Origin of the sequence: Nocardiopsis rhodophaea, assembly GCF_039530945.1 — a bacterium.
Taxonomy (GTDB): Bacteria; Actinomycetota; Actinomycetes; order Streptosporangiales; family Streptosporangiaceae; genus Nocardiopsis_C; species Nocardiopsis_C rhodophaea.
Genome location: NZ_BAAAPC010000001.1, coordinates 59,252 through 77,620 on the forward strand (window position 1 = coordinate 59,252; position 18,369 = coordinate 77,620).

Genomic DNA, 18,369 nt, shown 5'->3' on the forward strand with positions numbered 1-18,369 from the left:
ACCACGTATGCCGACCAGCGTCAACAGATCCATCACAGTTTCTCGAAAACGACTTGCGGAACCCAAGCAGAATCAGAGACCGTAGGTCATCGAATCACAACCGAGAGTGACGCCGGTGCGAACCAAGCGAGGGAGCCGCCGGGTGGGTAATCCGCGCACGGACAGCCGCAAGATCGACATCCCTCCACAGGACCGCAAGGACACGACATCCACCCACCGGGGCGCCTCCACAGACGTCGGGTCCGGGGAGCCGCCGGCCAGCCAGGGGCCGGCACGCGAGGCACCCAGCGGCGGCGACTGGCGGCGCGGCTACCGGGACGTCGTCGGCGTCGGCGAGTTCCGGGCGCTGTGGGTGGCCCACGCGCTGTCGATGACCGGCAGCTACCTACTCAACATCGCTGTCGCGCTGCTCGTCTACCACCAGACGTCTTCGGCGCTGGCCGCGGGCATCACGATGGCGCTGACGTTCCTGCCGCAGATCATCGGCGGGCCACTCCTCGCCGGACTCGCCGACCTCTTCCCGCGGCGCGGCGTGATCGTGATCAGCGACCTCACGCGGGCCGTGCTGGTGGCCGGGATCGGCATTCCGGGACTGCCGGTGTGGGCGATCTGGGTGCTGGTGTTCTGCTCCACCCTGCCGATGGTGCCGTTCGGCGCGGCCCGGGCGGCGCTGATGGCGGAGATCGTCCAGGGGGAGCGCTACGTCGCCGGATCGGCGATCATCAACCTCACGACGCAGGTGGGAACACTGGCCGGGCTGGTGCTGGGCGGCGGGATCGTCGCGGCGGTCGGACCGAACTCGGCCGTGATGTTCAACGGTCTGACGTTCGTTGCCTCGGCCCTGATCATCCGGTTCGGTGTGCGCTACCGGCCCGCCCCGCGGGACGATCGGGAGGCTCGCCCCTCACTTTGGCGGGTGACGCGGGACGGCACCCGACTCGTCTTCGGCGACGCGCGCCTGCGCACGCTCGGTCTGTTCGCCTGGCTGGCGGGCTTCTACACCATCCCCTACGGGCTGGCCGGCCCCCTGGCCGACGAGGTCGGCGGCGGACCGATGGCAGCGGGCCTGCTGATGGCGGGACCGTCCATGGGGGCGATCGTCGGCGGGTTCGTCCTCACCCGACTGATCAACCCGGAATCGCGCATGCGCCTGATCGGTCCCCTGGCCGTGGCGGCGTCGGTTCCCCTGCTGGTCTGGGCGCTGCAACCGCCGCTGTGGATGATGGTCGGCCTGCTGATGTTCTCGGGGATGACGGCGTCCTACCAGTTCGTGGCCAACGCCGCGTTCGTCCTCTGCGCCCCGTCCAAGGGCCGCGGGCTAGCGTTCGGCTTGGTGGCGGCCGGGCTACAGGCCGTCCAGGGCATCGGCATCGCTCTGGCCAGCCTGCTCGTCGAGATCGCCGGGATCCACGCCGTCATCACGGTGGCCGGAGGCCTCGGCGTGACGGGTGCCCTGCTCCTGGCCACCCCCTGGTCCCGTCTCTCCGCCGGGGCCATCGCCTTGATGCACACACCCGCAGCGAGCGACGGCCCCGACAGCGATCGAGCTGCCGATCCCCGTTCGGGCACGGGAGGCGGGACGAGCCCGCAGTGACCACATCACAGGTTGCTCTGCTTCCCCTGGAAGTTCCGGATGATGTGCTCGATGACGGAGGTGTCCGTGCCCTCCTCGGGCATCACCAGCCACGCGATGACATAGAGCAGGATGCCGCTGCCACCCAGGAGGGTGAAGACCGCGAACGCCAGCCGCACGAGGATCGCGTCGACGCCCACGAACTCCCCGATCCCGCCACAGACACCGGTCAGGATCCGCTTGCTACTACTCCGCCGAAGCTTCTTCTTACCGAAGTTCTCGTTCATACCTCCAGCCTGCCCGTTCTCCCATCCCACGCCCATAGGGAAGACCCCTGGCTGGCCCCTGACTCCACCCTGAGCGCCCCCGGCCGGCCCCCGCCGGAGGCCGTCCCGCCCGCCTCCGGACACACCACGACGCCCGGCTCGTCACCCGGTGCGACCACACAGCCCCGCCGGTCTGCTCGCACCATCACCACATACGGGACTGGGTTCCGCATCCCGGCGCAAAACCCGTTAAGTCTTAGCAAGCATGGTGTGGCACCGTACCCACGACGGCAGCACGCCTCGGGGCCCTTAGCTCAATTGGCAGAGCAGCGGACCCAGGGGGCGATCCCCTGGTGGCCCACAGAGAACCCTAGGCCGCAGGCTATTCCTAGCCCCGGACTGGGGTTCGCGCTTCCCAGGCCTGCTCCAGGTGTGCTCGCCAGTACATCCTCAGTACAGGGCGACCCCTCAGCCACGTTCAGCAGGAGTATGCGGAGCCAGTGCAGCGCCCTTCTCCACAGCGGTCCGAGCGGCGTCAGGCAGGACACTGGTGGCCGCCCGAGGTGTCCGGGCCCGTCGCTCAGCTCATCGAGCGCTGTCTGGCCAGGGATCCCACCCAATGGCTCGCCGCGGCCGCCGAGTTCGCCCGCGCTTGCCGGAGCGACTCTGGGCGCGACGGCCGCGCTGCCCGAGTCCGCCGATATCAACCCACCCGCGACCGGACCGACCGCACACACCCTCCTCGAACTGGGAGAACACACACGCTGATCTGTCTCACGCGGCTTGACAGCCACCGGAACGCGCTGCCGCGCTCGTGCTCACCCGTTTCCAACACGGGCAGCCCACATGAAACGCACCGGGACTACCTCACTGTATGGATGGGCAATACCCCTCATGGCTATGGCGTTCGGCCTATGCGGACGAGCGAGGCAGGACGTTGCGCAGAATGTCGGCGATGGTGACGACGCCGATGATGCGTGCACCGTTCACGACGACGGCGAGCTGTTCGCTGGCCTGGCGCATGGCCGTGAGGACTTCGTGGACGGGGGTACCGGTGGGGACGACGAAGGGCACTCGCGCGAGTTCGCGTACAGGGCGGTCGGGGGGTTCGAGCATGGTGTCACGCACATGGACGACGCCAAGAGCGTCTCCCTCTCCATGGTCGACGAGGATCCGCATGTGACCGGATCCGACCGCGGCGTCCTGGAGATCGTGCACGGTCGCGTTCGCCGAGACGGCCGTGGGGACGCTGCCGGGCGGGACGAGCGACTCAATGCGCATGGTCGGCAGGGCAAGGGCGCCCGAGAGAGAGGTGCGGTACGAGGCGTGGAGCACTCCGACATTCGCGGAGTGCTCCACGAGATGGCGGATCGTCGCCGCGTCGTACCCGGCGACGGCCGCACGGTCGACGGGTTCGACCCCGGAGGCCTCGACCAGCCGGTTGGCGATCTTGTTGACCCACACGAGCAGTGGACGCAGCAACCGGATCAGGCCTCGTGTCGGCAGGCCGATCAATGCCGCGGAGAATTCCGGATGCGCGATCGCCCAGGACTTGGGAGCCATTTCGCCGACCACCAGGTGCAGGAAGGTGACGAGCAGGAGCGAGAGAGCGAACGAGGAGATGTCGGCGATCCAGAGAGGGAGGCCGATCGAGGCGAGCAGAGGTGAGAGCCACCCGTCGAGCGCCGGTTTGGTCACCGCGCCCAGGGCAAACGTGCAGGCGGTTATCCCCAGTTGCGCTCCCGCGAGCACGATCGTCAACTCGTTCGAGCACCGCAATGCCGCGCGGGCGGCGCGACTGGAGACCGCCGCCTCTTCCAGCCGGTGCCGTCGGGCACCCAGCAGCGAGAACTCGATGACGACGAAGGAGGCGCTGAGTGCGATCAGCAGCACCGTCGCGCCGAGCACGATCCACGGGTTGCTCATCGGTCGTCCCTGTGCGTCCCCGTGCCGCCGCCCGCGGCGTCGGTTCGCCCCTGCCCGTTTCCAGGTCCAGGGACCGGCGTCTCGTGCAGCCACACCCGTACGGCCGTCGGGACCATCCGGGCGACGTCGACCACCTCCGCCTCGATCCATCGGTGGATGGGCTCATCCAGCACCAGGTCTGCGGGATCATCGGGAAGGTCGATCCGTACCCGCTGCCCCTCGGCGGGAAGGGCTCCGAGTTCCGCGATGACCATTCCCGCCGCCGTCTCGTAATCACCGGCAGGCAGGTTATGCCCGATCGCGCGTTCGACCTCGTCGATGTGCGCATCACCGCTCACGCGCCAGGTGCCCTCCTCATCGGGTTCGACCACGACCGGCCGGCCGCTGTCGTGCTCGTCGGTGATCTCCCCCACGATCTCCTCGGCCAGATCCTCGATCGTGAGGATCCCCCGGAAGGTGCCGTACTCGTCGATGACGCACACCAACTCGTGCCTGTCACGGGCCATCCGTGCGAGCGCGTCGGGCAGCGAAATCAACGTCGGCATGATTGCGGCAGGACGCATCACGGCCGTGACGGCGGCACCCTCGGGCGTCTTGGACGCGAGCACGTCGACCAGATGCACGACACCCACAGGTTCGTCAGCATCGTTGATGACCGGGTACCTGCTGTGGCCCCCCGCCATCAACACACGCACATCACCGAGGGCGGCATCGGCCGGTACGACGCTCGCGCGGGAGCGCGGGATCATCGCATGCTCGACATCGTGCTGCGGGAAGTCGAGGATCCGCTCCAGAATGAGCGACAGATCCTCGGACAGATTCCCACTCTCCCGCGCGTCGGCGACGATGTGCTCAAGGTCCTTGGCCGTGGCACTGGTGTCGACATCATGAAGCGGCTCGACCTTGACGAGCCGCAGGAGAGCGTTCGCGGCATGGTCGAAGACCCTGATCAGCCACCCGAACAGGGCAAGGTAGATTCGCGTGGAGCGGGCAAGCCTGCGAGCAAGGGGCTCTGGGGCGGCGATCGCCAGGTTCTTCGGATACAGCTCCGCGAAGATGATCTGCACCACGGTCGACAGCGCCAGGGCAAGCACCGTCCCCGTCGTGATGCTCACCACCGAGGGAACACCCACGCCCCCGAGCAGGGTACCGAGCGATTCGCCGACCAACGGCTCCGCGACGTAGCCGACCAGCAGCCCGGTCACCGTTATGCCCAACTGGGCGCCCGACAGCATAAACGAAGTACGCCGCGTGACCGCCAGCGCGCGAGACGCGGCGGCATCGCCTGCCTCTGCCTGAGCACCGAGCCGGGACCGGTCGACCGACATATAGGCGAACTCCTGGGCAACGAAGTACCCGTTCGCCACGATCACCGCGAGGATCACAAGGATCCCCAGCAGCAGGATCAGAACCGCTATCACCATGCAGCCGACCACCACTCGCCGACCGAGACCGACATGAGGGCAACGACGCGCCCATCGCCGGGTCTATGGTGCGGCTCGTCTGTTGTGGAACTCTCGCAACACACGATCGGACTCAACTGCGTTTGCAGATCAAAATCTGTGATTCAGATCATAGCAGGCGACTCGCATCCCACCGCTCACACTCCGCGTGTACGCCCCTGGGAGACATGATGCTGCGGCGAGCCAGGCGGCAACCCGTGGACGTCAGCGCCTGCACCACCCCCCGGCGCGCAACACCCACGCCGCGGACGCCAGCCGCTCGGCGCTGGGGGGCGTCATGCGAAAAGCTGGAGGACATTGCTTCCTCCTCGTTTCCTCCCCGATCCCCATGCTCCGGGCCGGCGGCCACTTCAGGGATCGCACGTGCAGGACGCACGAGAACGCTAACCGCCGGCCTTGGGGAATACCCCCCTCACCTGCCAGCGGCCCTGTTTGTTGAAGTCGGCGCATGCAGCACACCCACCTACCATGCGATCGCCCCGATGGCCGTCGGCGACGCGGCTTAACTGGGCGATCGTCACCGAAAGTGTGATTCGCAACCTGGAGGACGACCCTGAGATCCTGCTGCCCCAGGTAGACCGCCTGCTAGCACTCATGGATGCAGGGAGAATCCGTCTCCAGGTCATCCCTGTTACAGTCCGCTTCCGTGATCATCCTGGTTTGGATGGTCCCTTTATCATCCTGTCGCTACCAGATGGCAGGGGCCGCCTATATCGAGGGATCTGGCTCAGGCTCCTTAATCACAAATGCGAAATCCGTGGAGAACCTGTCTCTCAAATTCGGAATCCTGCAAAGCGTGGCATTCACCCCTGAGTAGACGGCAGAGTTTTTGAAGAAAGTTCGAGTACAAGTCGATGGGCGCCCGTGATCCTTTTTCGTGCGCCCAGCAGAACAGTAGCCATCACCGTGACGTAGCGGAGTTCTTGCCGTTCGGAAGCTCGTCGTCGCTTGCCGGTGGAAGGCCCGTCCGGGTAGCTGCCAGGAGACCTATCGGCAGGCTGGCGGCGTCGGAGGGAAACGTCCAGCGTCGAAGACCCTGTAAAGGGAGGAACGACGAGACGATCCGCAGCATCACGCTTCGGTGTCCACATGCGTCTCACGGTGCCCATCGTTCCTGCCACCAATCCCCGAGCCAGTGGCGCTCCGCGCCCTCGGGCCCGAGCCGCCGTCGCCCCGCCGCCTCAGTCGCCCGCCAGGCCCCGTCTCTCAGCCCCGTTCAGTAGGAGTATGCGGGATCAGGGCAGCGGCCTTCTCCGCAGCGGCCCGAGCGGCGTCGAGCAGGACACTGGTGTAGGTATCAGCGGTGAGCTTGATCGTGGAGTGCCTCAGCAGCTCCTGTACCAGCCTCATGTCCACGTCCCCCGGCCAGGTGCAGGGCGGCCGCACCGTGGCGCAGGCCACGGAAGTTCACCGGAGGAAGATCAGCGGCGTCTGTGATCTCGAGGAACGCGCCGCTGATTTGGGCATGGTGATACCGTTCGCCGCTGTCCCGGGTGAACACGTACCCGGTTTCCTTCCAGGCGGGTCCGGCCGCCAGCCGCCGGGCGTTCTGCTGGCTGCGGCGGGCACGCAGCACCGCCACCGCGTCTTCGGTCAGTGCGATGGTGCGGTCACTGGAGTCGATCTTCGTGGGCTTCGCTTCCGTGGCCCACCCCATCTGGATGAACTGATGGGCGATGTTCGCCGTGGCGGCCTTGAGGTCCACATGGTCAGCACATCGCGCTTCTGTCTACACGTTCGTCCCAGTGGCCGTCGGCCCAGGTCTTGTCCACGGTCAACGTTGTCCTAACTGGTGATCACCTACGGCATCCTGGCGCAGCTTGAGTGGCTGTTGGGTCCGCTGGTTGATACCGCGCCGGGCCTAGCGTCGGTGTGCTCCCGGTGTGCTCGGCAGTTCTGGAACGGGGCCGGACGGGGCGGGAGTTGATGGCATCCGACCGGCTGCACGCCTCCGCACACGCCCCTGGGTTCCGCATCCGGGTGGAAAACCCGTTAGTCTTAGCACGCATGGTGTGGCACCGTACCCACGACGGAAGCACGCATCGGGGCCCTTAGCTCAATTGGCAGAGCAGCGGACTTTTAATCCGCGGGTTCAGGGTTCGATCCCCTGGGGGCCCACAGCTTCAGCCCCAGGTCGCTAGCCCCCCGTCAACGGCCTGGGGTTTCTTCGTGTATGCGGCCCCGTCACGGCCCCGGTCCGGGGCACGCGTCTCAGCCGTGTCCGTGCGGGCCGAAGCGCTCACGGACCGCAACCGCCGACGCGGGACGGCCGCGACCGACGAGCGGGCGCCCGGCACCCGCGGCGAGGACGGCGACGAAGGCCGCAAAGTCCGGTCTCAGCGTACGGCGAAGAACGTGGCCGAACGGACGCCAGGACCGGTGCAGCCAGCTGGCGCCGTCAACGGCCGAGCCGCCCTCGTTCGCGCGGACCGCAACTGGAAGGCCCAGACCAACTCGGAATTCGCCGGCACCGCCCGCGTGGTGGGGGTGGCAGTGCACTACGACGATGAGCGGCAGGGGGCGACGCCGGTCCCGCCAGCGCGCCAGGCGGCCAACAGATCGGCGCTCGTGACCCGCGGGTTCGGCGTCCACACGGAGCGTCGTCCGCCAATCCCTCCGCGGCAGGGGAAGTGAGGTCTGATCTTCCAGTTCGGGAGGGGTTTGGTTAGCCTTGATCCGTCGGCCGACCGCGACGGGATCCAGGAAGCCGGTGTGAATCCGGCACGGTCCCGCCACTGTGACCGGGGAGGGAACCCCACGTGCGACCACGGCTGATGGGCCGGAAGGTCGGGGGGAGCGATGATCCGGGAGTCAGGAGACTGGCCTGTCGCGGACACGATCCACGGGGCGCGGACCCCAGGAGGCGTGCATGGGAGCTGTCGTGCTTGCGGCAGGCCCGTTCGGGTGTGGCGTGTGGTGCTCATGGTCCAATCGACCGCCTTCTGGTCGATCGGTCGTGCTGAGGGCGCTCCGCTGTCCCGGGTGCAGGTTCTTCTGTGGCCTGCGTCCAGGACACGAGAGGAACCCGGATGCTCCATCGCGCCGCTCCGCCGAGCATCGTCCCCCACGGGCGAACCCGTGTTGCCGACCCCCCAACCCCGGACGTCCCGCGCCGCACACTGCTGGGCGGGGCGCTCGCCGCTGCCGCGCTGCCGCTGCTCGCCACCGGGTGTGGTCGGGCCGGGCCCGAAGGCAAAGAGGGAAGCCGCACGGTCACCGACCTCGCGGGAGATAAGGTCACGCTCTCCGGGCCAGTGCGCCGGGTGGTGACGATTCCGCTGCCCGCCGCCTCCATGGTGGTGGCGGTGAACGGCGGGCCGGAGGTGCTGGTCGGCATGAACGCCGCCTCGCGCACCGCCATCGAGGACAGCTACCTCGGCGAGGTCTACCCCGAGCTGCTCGACGTCTCCACCGACGTGGCGGGAGCCGAGTTCGCGCCGAACGTTGAGAGTGTTTTGGCCCTGGAGCCGGATGCGGTGATCCAGTGGGGCGACCGCGGCGCCGACCTCGTCGATCCGCTGCGCGACACCGGCCTCCCCGTCGCCCAGCTCACCTACGGCACACAGGAGGACCTGGAAGGCGCCATCACCCTCTACGGCGAGCTGCTCGACAAGCAGGACCGGGCCGAGACGATGGTCGGTCGGATGCACGAGCGGTTGGAACGCTTGCGGGCCGAGCTTCCCGCATCCGACGACGACCGGCCGTCCGTCCTGTATCTGCGGGGAGCCGAGGACAGCTTGGAGGTCGGCGCCGGAGCCTCCTACAACCACTTCGTCATCGACCTCGCCGGAGGCCGCAACCCCGCCGCCGGTCTCGACAACGAGCGGGCCACGATCGACGTCGAACAGCTCCTGGAGTGGGACCCGGACATCATCCTCATCGGCAACTTCGGCCCGGCCACGCCGAAGACCATGTACGACGACCCCAAACTGGCGGGCCTGAGCGCCGTGCGCGACCGCCGCGTCTACAAGGTGCCCCTGGGCGGCTACCGGTGGGACCCACCCAGCCAGGAATCCCCCCTCATGTGGCGGTGGGTTGCCGGTCTGGTGCACGAGACCGGGGCACCAGGCCTGCGTAAGGACGTCGTCGAGACCTACGGGTTCCTCTACGGCGGCGAGCCCTCCGACGCCCAGCTGGACACCATCCTCAACGTCGTGCCCAACTCGGCCTCCCGCGGTTATGACGCGTTCGGCAGCTGAGGCGGTGGTCGACGCCGCAGACCAGGCCGACGCGCTCCACGACGCCGAAACGGCGGCCGCTCCCCGACATCGCGGGACGGTGCTGGGACTGGTGGCCGTCGTCCTGGTCGTCGGCGTCCTGGCCCTCGGCTTCGGCCGCTACTCCGTCAGCGCCGATCACGTCCTCCAGATCCTCCTCGGCCAGTTCCTCCCGATCGACCGCACCTGGTCGGACACCGAGGCCGCCGCCGTGCTCAACGTGCGTCTGCCCCGGGTCCTGCTGAGCATGCTCGTCGGCGCGGGCCTCGCCGTGTGCGGCGCGGTCCTCCAGGCCGTCTTCGGCAACCCGATCGTCAGCCCGCAGATCCTCGGCGTCTCCTCGGGCGCGTCGTTCGGCGGCGCTCTCGCGATCGTGCTCGGGCTGGGCTCGGCCGCGCTCGTCCTGGGCGCGTTCACGTTCGGGCTGGCCGCGCTCGTCGCCGTCTTCGTGGTCAGCAGGGCCCGGGGGCCGGCCCCGCCCCTGACGATCGTGCTCTCCGGCATCGTGGTCGGGGCGTTCTTCTCCGCCCTGGTGTCGCTGCTCACTTACCTCGCCGACCCCTACACCGACCTGCCGTCCATCGTGTTCTGGCTGCTCGGCAGCCTCGCAACCGCCAGCTACGCCAAGGTCGCCGTGGTGGGTGTCCCGGCCGTTGCGGGCGGGGCGCTGTTCCTGGCGCTGCGCTGGCGCATCAACGTGCTCTCCCTGGGAGACGAGGACGCCACGATCCTCGGCCTGCGGCCGGGACGGCTGCGCTGGCTGCTGCTCGCGGCCGTGGCGGCCGTCGTGGCCGGAGCGGTCGCGGTCAGCGGGGTCATCGGCTGGGTGGGACTGGTCGTTCCGCACCTCGCCCGGCTGCTGGTGGGGTCCGACCATCGGGCCGTCATCCCTGTGTCCGTCCTGCTCGGCGCGGCCTACCTCACCGTTATCGACACCGTGACGCGCAACCTCGGTGTCGCCGAGATCCCGCTCGGCGTGCTGACCGCGCTCATCGGCGCCCCCGTTTTCCTGGTTCTCCTGCACAGCAGCCGCCGAAGGATGTGGGCCCATGCTTGACCTCGACGGATTGGGGTTCGCCTACGAACTGCCCCATTGGCTGTTCCGCGACGTCTCGCGCCGCGTCACCGAGGGCGAGGTGCTAACCGTGCTTGGTCCGAACGGCCGCGGCAAGACCACACTGCTCCGCTGTCTCGTCGGGCTCGCACACCCCACCGAGGGGACGGTGCGGGCCGGCGGCGACATCGGCTTCGTCCCCCAACAGCACCACTCCACCTTCGCCTACCGGGCGCTGGACATGGTGCTCATGGGCCGCACCCGACACCTCGCACCGCTCGCGTCCCCCGGCCGACGCGACCGACGCCTTGCGCTGGCCGCGATGGAGCGTGTCGGCATCGGGCATTTGGCCGATCGCGACTACCCCACGCTCAGCGGTGGCGAGCGCCAGCTCGTACTGCTCGCCCGCGCCATCGTGGGCGAAGGCCGGGTTCTAGTGCTGGATGAGCCCGCATCCGCGCTCGACCTGCGCAACCAGGGCCGCGTGCTGCACCTGCTGCGCGGCCTGGCCGATGAGGGGCGGGCGGTCGTCATGACCACCCACCACCCGGACCACGCCCTGGAGGTCGCCGATACCGCGATGCTCATGTTCGGCGGCAGTGACGTGCGGGTCGGCTCCGCCTCCCGGCTGCTGACCGAGGACACCGTCGGCGACCTCTACGGCGTCCGCGCCCACAGCCTCGTCCTTGACGCAGGAGACGTCTCCCGTCGCGTGCTCGTCACCCGGTTCGACCAGGAGGTCCACCCGTGACCGCTCCCGCCCCCGCGCCCACGCTCGCCTGCACCATCCGGCCGTGGGCGCAATTCCCGCTCGACCGCGCGCTGCGCGGCATCCGGACCGCCGGGTACACCGCGGTCGCCCTCCCGGTACACGGCGTCCCCGCCGTGATCACCCCCGACACCCCGCCCGAGCGTGCCGCGCGCGTGGGATCCGAGATCGCCGAGCACGGACTCGATCTCATCCTGCTCAGCCACGCCGCCGACCTGGACCGCGGCGATGCGGTGGCCCTCCGCTCGCTGCGCCGTCAGATCGACCACTGCACCCGGCTGGGGGTGCGGCTCCTGGTCGACATGGGGTGCCCCGAGCCCGCGAACAACGCGCGCTACGTGCGGCTGATGGTGGCCGCCGCCCCGTACGCCGCCGCTCACGGCGTCACGATCGCGGTCAAGCCGCACGGCGGGCTGACCCGCACCGCCGCCGACACCCTCGCGCTCATCGAGCGCGTCGGGCACCCGGCCTTCAAAGCGTGCTGGGACCCGGGCAACGTCCTGCACTACGGGGGTGGATCCCCCACGGAGGGCCTGGCCGAACTCGCCCCGCATGTCGTCGCCGTCGGGGCCCGCGACCATCCGGTGCGCCGCGGCAACCGAAACGGATCCGCCAATGGCGGGATGCCGCCGGCGATCACGCCGGGCGACGGCAGGGTCGACTTCGTCGCGCTCTACCGAACCCTGCACGAGCACGGCCACTTCACCGGTCCGAGCGCGGTGGAGAGCGTGACCAAGCTCGGCACCGTCGAGCAGCTCGACTCCGAGGCGGAGCGGGCCCGCGCCAACCTGATCGATGCCCTCGCGGGACGGGGACCCACCCGCTTCCGCCCGCAGAGCGCGACCGCCTCGCGGGTGCGCCGCTCCTGCTCGCTGGTGGCGCGTGCGGCCGCGGAGGATCCGATCGGCACCGCGCGGTACTTCGACCGCTTCCTCATGCTCGAACTGCCGCCACCCTGGCCGGAGGGAATGGGCACACCGGTGTGGGAGACGCCCCGCGTACCCGCGCCCCTGCGAACCGCACTGCGAGCGGCCACGCGCGGGACCGAGGAACGCGGGCTGACCATGAAGACTTTCGCCGCGGCGCCCGACCCGCGGTACTCAACGCCAGGGTCGATGCGGGTACTCCGCTTCGACCGGGAGCCGGGCCCCGCCGCGGGACTATCCCGGATGGAGCACCACGTTCCCGTGGAACGTGCCGCAGAGTTCATCGAGGCGCTCTTCTCCGACGACGCGGCCGCCCTCGCCCCCTTCTCCCCCTACCGAGCGACGGGTGACCACCGCGACCTGGTCGTATGCACCCACGCGTCCGTTGATGGCTGCTGCGGCACCTACGGCTACCCCCTCTACCGGGCATTGCGCGACGCGCACGGCAGCACCGGAGACCTACGGGTCTGGCGGGTCAGCAGCTTCGGCGGGCACCGGTTCGCCCCCACCCTCGTCGACTTCCCCGAAGGCCGCGTCTGGGGCAACCTCACTCCGGAGCGCATGGGACAGCTGGTGCACCGCACGGGCGACCCCACCGACCTGCTGGACCTCTACCGCGGCTGGGGCTGCCTGAAGCACCCCTGGGAACAGGCCGTCGAGCGGGAGTTGCTGCGGACCCTTGGCTGGGAGTGGATCGGCCAGCGGTTGGAGCTGGAGTCCGCGCTCGGGTCGACTGGCCGTGACTCGCACGACCCCGGGGTCGTGCGAGTCACGGCACACGATCCCGGTTCCGGGTCCGCCCAGCGCTTCGACGCGGCGGTCGAGCACATCGGACCGCAACCTGTGCTGATGGGATGCGACGGCACCCCGGGCGAAGTCCAGCGCTACGCCGTCGCGCTCACGGCCCGACCCCTGGGAACAGCCGGGCCGCTGCCGTCGAGGGAGCGGTGACGTCGACTTCCACTGTCCGGGACGCTGGCCGCCGCAGGCCAATCACGGGTACGGACGCGCACTCGCTGGTGCTGCGACCGCAAACGATCGACGGGCTCGCGCTGGGGGCTCGTGCCGGTCAGCCACACCGCCGCCCGTCTCGCCCCTTGCGTTGGAGCACACGCCAACGCCTACTGTCCGTTCGGGGAAGAGTGATGCTGGGCGTCAGAGGAAGGTACGTCGTTCTCGTGGAAACCGCCGACTTCATCGAAACACTGCGTCGGGACGGCGAGTTGCTGGCCGATTTCGCGGTACTCGCCGGATGGGGCACCGCCGTGCCGACCTGCCCCGGATGGCAGGTACGCGACCTCGTCGCGCACACCGGAAGCGTGCACCGTTGGGCCGCCGGGTACCTCGCCGGGAGGACACAGCGCACGCCCATCGAATCGTGCGCTCCAAAGGACGACCACGCCCTCGCGGCCTGGTTCCGAGACGGGCACCGGGAACTGGTGGAGGGGCTCACCGCTGCCCCTGCCGATCTGGAGTGCTGGACGTTCCTTCCCGCGCCGACGCCGCTCGCCTTCTGGGCACGGCGCCAGGCGCACGAAACCGCGGTACACCGGGTCGACGCCGAGAGGGCGCTGGGCGCCGAACACCGCGAGTTCACCCCCGAGTTCGCGCGGGACGGGATCGACGAACTCCTGGCGGGATTCCACGTCCGCTCCCGGAGCCAGGTTCGCACGGAACAACCACGCACCCTGCTGGTACGGGCGACCGATGGTGTCCCGGACACAGAGCAGCCGAGCGCGTGGCTGCTCCGCCTCTCCCAGGAGGCACCGTGCGTGGAGCGGCTAGCCGATCCGAGCGGTGCCCCAGCCGACTGCACTGTCCGCGGCCCGTCCGCCGCGCTGTACCTCGCGCTGTGGAACCGGGGACGCTACGAAGACCTGGACGTCACAGGAGACGCCTCCCTCGTCGAGCTGTGGCGACGCGCATCGGCGGTGTGAGCACACCGATCCCCTGCTCCACCGCGGTGTCGAGCAGTGTGGTCGTGCGGTCCGACTCCTCCAATCCGACCCCCGGGCGTCCAGTCAACGAAAAACACCCGCGATTCCACCACGGAATCTCAATTGCGCCCTTTTAGAATTGAGGTGCGCATCACATCGCTCTGTCCGACTTCCACGAACGCACGGGTTCGGAAGGGACCAACGTCGATGGACGATCACCGGGAACCGGGAGCAGCGTCGAACCAAAACCAGAGCTGGAATCAGGACAAGGACCACGACCGCACCTCCCGCCCGATCCCCCACCCACCGCAGGACCCCGCACTGCTCTCCCGCCGCTCGACACTGCGCGCGGCGGGCGGCGCGCTGACCGCGCTCGTCACCGCACCACTGCTCGCCTCCGCCCTGCCCCCGCGCGACGCTCTGGCGACACAGGGCGGCGTGCCGAGCGACGACCCCGACGACTACGACGGCTACGACGCCCCCTGTCCTGAGCCCGACCCCGACGCGCCAACCAAGCGGCAGATGCGCGCGGTGTGGATCGCCTCCGTCGTGAACATCGACTGGCCCAGCTCCCAGGGCCTCGACATCGCGGCCCAGCAGGCCGAGCTGACCCGGCTGTACGACGAAGCGGTCAGCCACGGCCTCAACGCGGTCTTCGTCCAGATCCGACCGACGGCCGACGCCTTCTGGCCTTCTCCCTACGAGCCGTGGTCGGAGTGGCTGACCGGGCGGCAGGGCGGGGACCCCGGCTACGATCCGCTGCAATTCGCCATCGCCGAGGCGCACCGGCGGAACCTGGAGTTCCACGGCTGGTTCAACCCGTACCGGGTCTCCATGCACGACGAGATCAAGCGCCTGGTGGAAAGCCACCCGGCCCGGCAGCACCCCGAATGGATCTTCGAGTACGGCAAGCGCTTCTACTACAACCCGGGTATCCCGGAGGTCCGCGAATTCGTACAGGACGCGATGATGCACGCCGTCGAGCACTACGACATGGACGGCGTGCACTTCGACGACTACTTCTACCCCTATCCGGTGGCCAACCGGGAGCTGCCGGACGCGGAGACCTACGCCCGCTACGGGAACCGCTTCGACGACATCGGGGACTGGCGCCGACACAACGTCGACATGCTGGTGAAGGAGATGAGCGAGCGGATCAAGGAGACCAAGCCGCACGTGCGGTTCGGGATCAGCCCGTTCGGGATCTGGCGCAACGCGTCGAGTGATCCGGACGGCTCCGACACCAGCGGCTTCGAGTCCTACGACGGCATCTACGCCGACTCGCGCAAGTGGGTGCGCGAAGGCTGGCTCGACTACATCAACCCGCAGGTGTACTGGGAGATCGGGCTGAAAGTCGCCGACTACGCCAAGCTCGTGCCGTGGTGGGCGGGTGTGGTCGAGGGGACCGATACGCACCTGTACATCGGGCAGGCCGCCTACAAGGTGGGCAACGAGGGGGCCTGGGAGGACATGCGCGAGCTGAGCCGACACCTCGCGTTCAACCGGGACTACCCGCGGGTGAACGGGGACGTGTACTTCAGCGCGATTCGCATGCGGACGACCGCGGCTGAGGCCATGCAGATCGTCGCCGAGGAGCACTACGCGTATCCCGCGCTGATACCGGTCAGCGAAGGGCTCGGCGGCAGCGCGCCGCCGGCGCCGGTGATCGTCCTCGCCCGGCGCACGGAGGGCGGGGCGAAGCTGACCATTCGGCGGCGGCACCGCAGCGATCCGACGTACTACGCGGTGTACCGGTTCGCCGGGGAGCCCGAGTACGCCGAGCCGCCGGTGTGCGACATGGAGGATCCGCGGAACATGGCGGGGACGGTGCGCAGCGATGGCGAGCTGACCACGTTCGTCGACACGGAGGTGGCGGAGGGGCCGCACACCTACTACGTGACGGCGCTGGACCGCCTGCACCACGAGAGCGAGCCCAGCCGGGGACGCTACATCGCGTGAGCCGCGGGGCGCGGCACCGCACGTGGACCCCGCACGTTCACGGTGCCATCCTGCGCCCCGTGTCCGGCCGCGGCAGCGTCCGGCGACGCACGCGCCGCGCCCGGGCACGGGTTACGGCGGTGCTCAACGTGATCACGTCCACGCCCAAAACCGGGAAGGCCGACATGACCGGGGGTGCCGCTTTCCCTGCGGTTTCCGAATCCTTACCGCGTTCCTTTCTCATTCGGCCTTCCGCTGGCCCCCCAGACCGGTACAGTGCGATCGGTGGTAGCCATGTCCCCGTGACGCACAGTGAAAGAGGCCTGTCCGTGTCCGATACGGTTCGCTTGATCTGTCCCGTGGGGCGCAAGCATGGGGAAATGTGGGGCGGAGCCGCGCTCACCCTGCTTGGCGTCGTCACCATTGCTCTCTCACCGGCCTACTGGGCCAACCTGATTCTGGGCGTCCTGCTGATCGCGGTCGGATGCGCTCTCGCCTGGCACGGATTCCGCATGGATGTACCGGTGCTGGAGGTCGAGGATGGCGAGTTCCGCTACATGCGGGGGCGCTACATCGTGCGGATCCCCTTCGACGAGATCGGGGCGTACTACGTGCTGCCCGGACGCACGCGCTCGTTGGGCCTGTGCGACCTGACCGGCCGCCCACGCGTCTTCCCGTCGGTGGAGGGCCGCCGCGCGAGCCGCCCGTACCTGCCCCTCACCGGTATGACGTCACCGTCCAAGATCGAGGCGTTCATGCTGGCCGTCGGGATCCCGCCGCGCGAGAGGTCGCTGACAGCGGGCAGCAGCAACTAGCAGCAGGCCACAGAAATGTGATCTGCGACACAAATATGGACGTGAATCACCCCTCGCCGCAGAAAAGGGTCCTGGTCAGCTGCGGGCGGGGCAACGAGCAGGTCAGCAAGCGTCGTAGTGCCCCTCATCGCCTACTTATATGCGGCCGACAGCCCGTCACATACAGTCGGAAGCGTGACGCAGTCTCGGATTACCGCCATCTTGACCGTCGTGGCCTTCGCCGCCGCGATGTGGGTCATCGAGGTCCTTGACTTCCTCGCCAACGGAGCGTTCGACCAGACCTTCGGCCTGCGCGCGTGGCAGACGGACGCCCCGTGGACGGTGCTGACAGCGCCGTTCATGCACGCGGGTTTCGAGCACCTGATGAGCAACACCGTGCCCTTCCTGGTGCTCGGCTCACTGGTGGCACTGGGCGGGCTCAGCCGTTTCATATGGACGACGCTGATCGTGATGGTGGTCAGCGGGGTCGGCGTGTGGCTGTTCTCCTCGCCGGGGACGCTCACGGTGGGCGCCAGCGGCCTGGTGTTCGGATACTTCGGCTACACCGTGCTGCGGGGGATCGTCGAGCGCCGGACCGTCGACATCGTCATCATGATCAGCGTCATCATCTTCTACGGCACGCTGATCTGGGGCGTGCTGCCCCAGCAGACGGGCATCTCCTGGCAGGCCCACCTCTTCGGCTTCATCGGCGGCCTGCTGTCCGCCTACGTCCTACCCCGGACCGAGACACCGCGCCCGATCACCCGCGGACCCGAGTACGGATCACCCGGCTACTACGGCTGACCCAGCCGCACCCGCCGGTCGGACACCATCGGTCACCGGTCATCCGAGACGATGGGCGTCCGTATGAAGTTCTTGAACGCCCGCGACGGCGTCGGCCCCCGCTGCCCCTGGTACCGGGACCCGTACGCGGGAGACCCGTACGGCCGCTCGGCCGGCGACGTCAGCCGGAACATGCACAGCTGGCCGATCTTCATCCCCGGGTAGAGCTTGATCGGCAGGGTCGCCACGTTGGACAGCTCCAACGTGACATGCCCGGAGAACCCCGGATCGATGAACCCGGCGGTGGAGTGCGTCAGCAGCCCGAGCCGCCCGAGCGAGCTCTTGCCTTCCAGCCGACTGGCGATGTCGTCCGGCAGGGTGACCACCTCGTAGGTGGAGGCCAACACGAACTCCCCCGGGTGCAGGATGAACGCCTCATCCCCCTCAGTAGCGACCAGCCGGGTCAGATCCGGCTGCTCGACCGCGGGGTCGATGTGCGGGTACTTGTGGTTCTCGAACACACGAAAGTACCGGTCGAGCCGGACATCGACACTCGACGGCTGGATCAGCCCAGGGTCATACGGATCGATCTTGACCCGCCCGGACTCGATTTCGGACCTGATATCACGATCGGAGAGCAGCACGCTGACGAACTTACCTGGTGTGACCCCATGCGGCAGATTCGCTCCACCTTGAGCGTTACCCACCACAGCGCCGAGTCAG

The 18,369-nt window shown here is 68.6% G+C and carries 16 protein-coding genes, 1 tRNA gene and 1 riboswitch; of the genes, 12 read left to right on the top strand and 5 right to left on the bottom strand.

The window, feature by feature from the left end; genetic code table 11:
* Nucleotides 1-142 precede the first annotated feature (142 nt).
* Entirely contained in the window at nucleotides 143-1,594 is a 1,452-nt protein-coding gene (locus ABD259_RS00305; RefSeq protein WP_344159250.1) for an MFS transporter, read from the top strand.
* A 5-nt stretch (nucleotides 1,595-1,599) separates the two neighbouring features.
* On the opposite strand, the gene ABD259_RS00310 is transcribed toward ABD259_RS00305, so the two are convergent.
* From ABD259_RS00310 to ABD259_RS00320, 3 genes are all read right to left on the bottom strand, one after another.
* Nucleotides 1,600-1,860, bottom strand: coding sequence for a PspC domain-containing protein (locus ABD259_RS00310; protein WP_344103169.1), 261 nt, complete (start codon nucleotides 1,858-1,860; stop codon nucleotides 1,600-1,602).
* 891 nt (nucleotides 1,861-2,751) lie between these two features.
* The gene (locus tag ABD259_RS00315; protein WP_344159253.1) at nucleotides 2,752-3,765 is read right to left on the bottom strand and encodes a CNNM domain-containing protein; all 1,014 of its coding nucleotides are present in this window, start codon (nucleotides 3,763-3,765) and stop codon (nucleotides 2,752-2,754) included.
* Entirely contained in the window at nucleotides 3,762-5,189 is a 1,428-nt protein-coding gene (locus tag ABD259_RS00320) for a hemolysin family protein (protein WP_344159256.1), read from the bottom strand. The genes ABD259_RS00315 and ABD259_RS00320 overlap by 4 nt, the downstream gene beginning before the upstream one ends.
* Nucleotides 5,190-5,696: 507 nt before the next feature.
* Here ABD259_RS00320 and ABD259_RS25775 point away from each other — a divergent pair.
* The gene (locus tag ABD259_RS25775; RefSeq protein ID WP_425573471.1) at nucleotides 5,697-6,041 is read left to right on the top strand and encodes a Scr1 family TA system antitoxin-like transcriptional regulator; all 345 of its coding nucleotides are present in this window, start codon (nucleotides 5,697-5,699) and stop codon (nucleotides 6,039-6,041) included.
* Nucleotides 6,042-6,525: 484 nt separating this feature from the next.
* Here ABD259_RS25775 and ABD259_RS00325 read toward each other — a convergent pair whose 3' ends face one another.
* Nucleotides 6,526-6,933, bottom strand: coding sequence for a hypothetical protein (locus ABD259_RS00325; protein ID WP_344159259.1), 408 nt, complete (start codon nucleotides 6,931-6,933; stop codon nucleotides 6,526-6,528).
* 340 nt (nucleotides 6,934-7,273) lie between these two features.
* Between ABD259_RS00325 and ABD259_RS00330 the strand changes: the two genes are divergently transcribed.
* The 10 genes from ABD259_RS00330 to ABD259_RS00375 all read left to right on the top strand — a co-directional run bounded on the left by ABD259_RS00330 (nucleotide 7,274) and on the right by ABD259_RS00375 (nucleotide 17,667).
* A tRNA-Lys gene (locus tag ABD259_RS00330) sits at nucleotides 7,274-7,346 on the top strand.
* A gap of 99 nt (nucleotides 7,347-7,445) precedes the next feature.
* Nucleotides 7,446-7,862: a hypothetical protein gene (locus ABD259_RS00335; protein ID WP_344159262.1), complete on the top strand. Its 417-nt coding sequence runs from the start codon at nucleotides 7,446-7,448 to the stop codon at nucleotides 7,860-7,862.
* A gap of 6 nt (nucleotides 7,863-7,868) precedes the next feature.
* A riboswitch (cobalamin riboswitch) is annotated at nucleotides 7,869-8,070 on the top strand.
* Between the two features lie 187 nt (nucleotides 8,071-8,257).
* Nucleotides 8,258-9,427, top strand: a complete 1,170-nt coding sequence (locus ABD259_RS00340; RefSeq protein ID WP_344159265.1) for an ABC transporter substrate-binding protein — start codon at nucleotides 8,258-8,260, stop codon at nucleotides 9,425-9,427.
* A complete protein-coding gene (locus ABD259_RS00345) occupies nucleotides 9,408-10,502 on the top strand; it encodes a FecCD family ABC transporter permease (RefSeq protein WP_344159268.1) in 1,095 nt (364 codons plus the stop codon). The genes ABD259_RS00340 and ABD259_RS00345 overlap by 20 nt, the downstream gene beginning before the upstream one ends.
* A complete protein-coding gene (locus ABD259_RS00350) occupies nucleotides 10,495-11,250 on the top strand; it encodes an ABC transporter ATP-binding protein (protein WP_344159271.1) in 756 nt (251 codons plus the stop codon). Before ABD259_RS00345 ends, ABD259_RS00350 begins: the two co-directional genes overlap by 8 nt.
* Nucleotides 11,247-13,145, top strand: coding sequence for a TIM barrel protein (locus tag ABD259_RS00355; protein WP_344159274.1), 1,899 nt, complete (start codon nucleotides 11,247-11,249; stop codon nucleotides 13,143-13,145). Before ABD259_RS00350 ends, ABD259_RS00355 begins: the two co-directional genes overlap by 4 nt.
* Nucleotides 13,146-13,372: 227 nt before the next feature.
* Entirely contained in the window at nucleotides 13,373-14,131 is a 759-nt protein-coding gene (locus tag ABD259_RS00360; RefSeq protein ID WP_344159277.1) for a maleylpyruvate isomerase family mycothiol-dependent enzyme, read from the top strand.
* Nucleotides 14,132-14,338: 207 nt separating this feature from the next.
* The gene (locus tag ABD259_RS00365) at nucleotides 14,339-16,090 is read left to right on the top strand and encodes a glycoside hydrolase family 10-like protein (RefSeq protein WP_344159279.1); all 1,752 of its coding nucleotides are present in this window, start codon (nucleotides 14,339-14,341) and stop codon (nucleotides 16,088-16,090) included.
* 359 nt (nucleotides 16,091-16,449) lie between these two features.
* Nucleotides 16,450-16,884 (top strand): hypothetical protein, encoded by a 435-nt coding sequence (locus ABD259_RS00370; RefSeq protein ID WP_344103154.1) that lies wholly within the window; start codon nucleotides 16,450-16,452, stop codon nucleotides 16,882-16,884.
* A 174-nt stretch (nucleotides 16,885-17,058) separates the two neighbouring features.
* On the top strand, nucleotides 17,059-17,667 hold the full coding sequence (locus tag ABD259_RS00375; RefSeq protein WP_344159282.1) for a rhomboid family intramembrane serine protease: 609 nt from the start codon (nucleotides 17,059-17,061) through the stop codon (nucleotides 17,665-17,667).
* A gap of 32 nt (nucleotides 17,668-17,699) precedes the next feature.
* On the opposite strand, the gene dcd is transcribed toward ABD259_RS00375, so the two are convergent.
* Nucleotides 17,700-18,290, bottom strand: a complete 591-nt coding sequence (gene dcd, locus ABD259_RS00380; RefSeq protein WP_344103150.1) for a dCTP deaminase — start codon at nucleotides 18,288-18,290, stop codon at nucleotides 17,700-17,702.
* Nucleotides 18,291-18,369 lie beyond the last annotated feature (79 nt).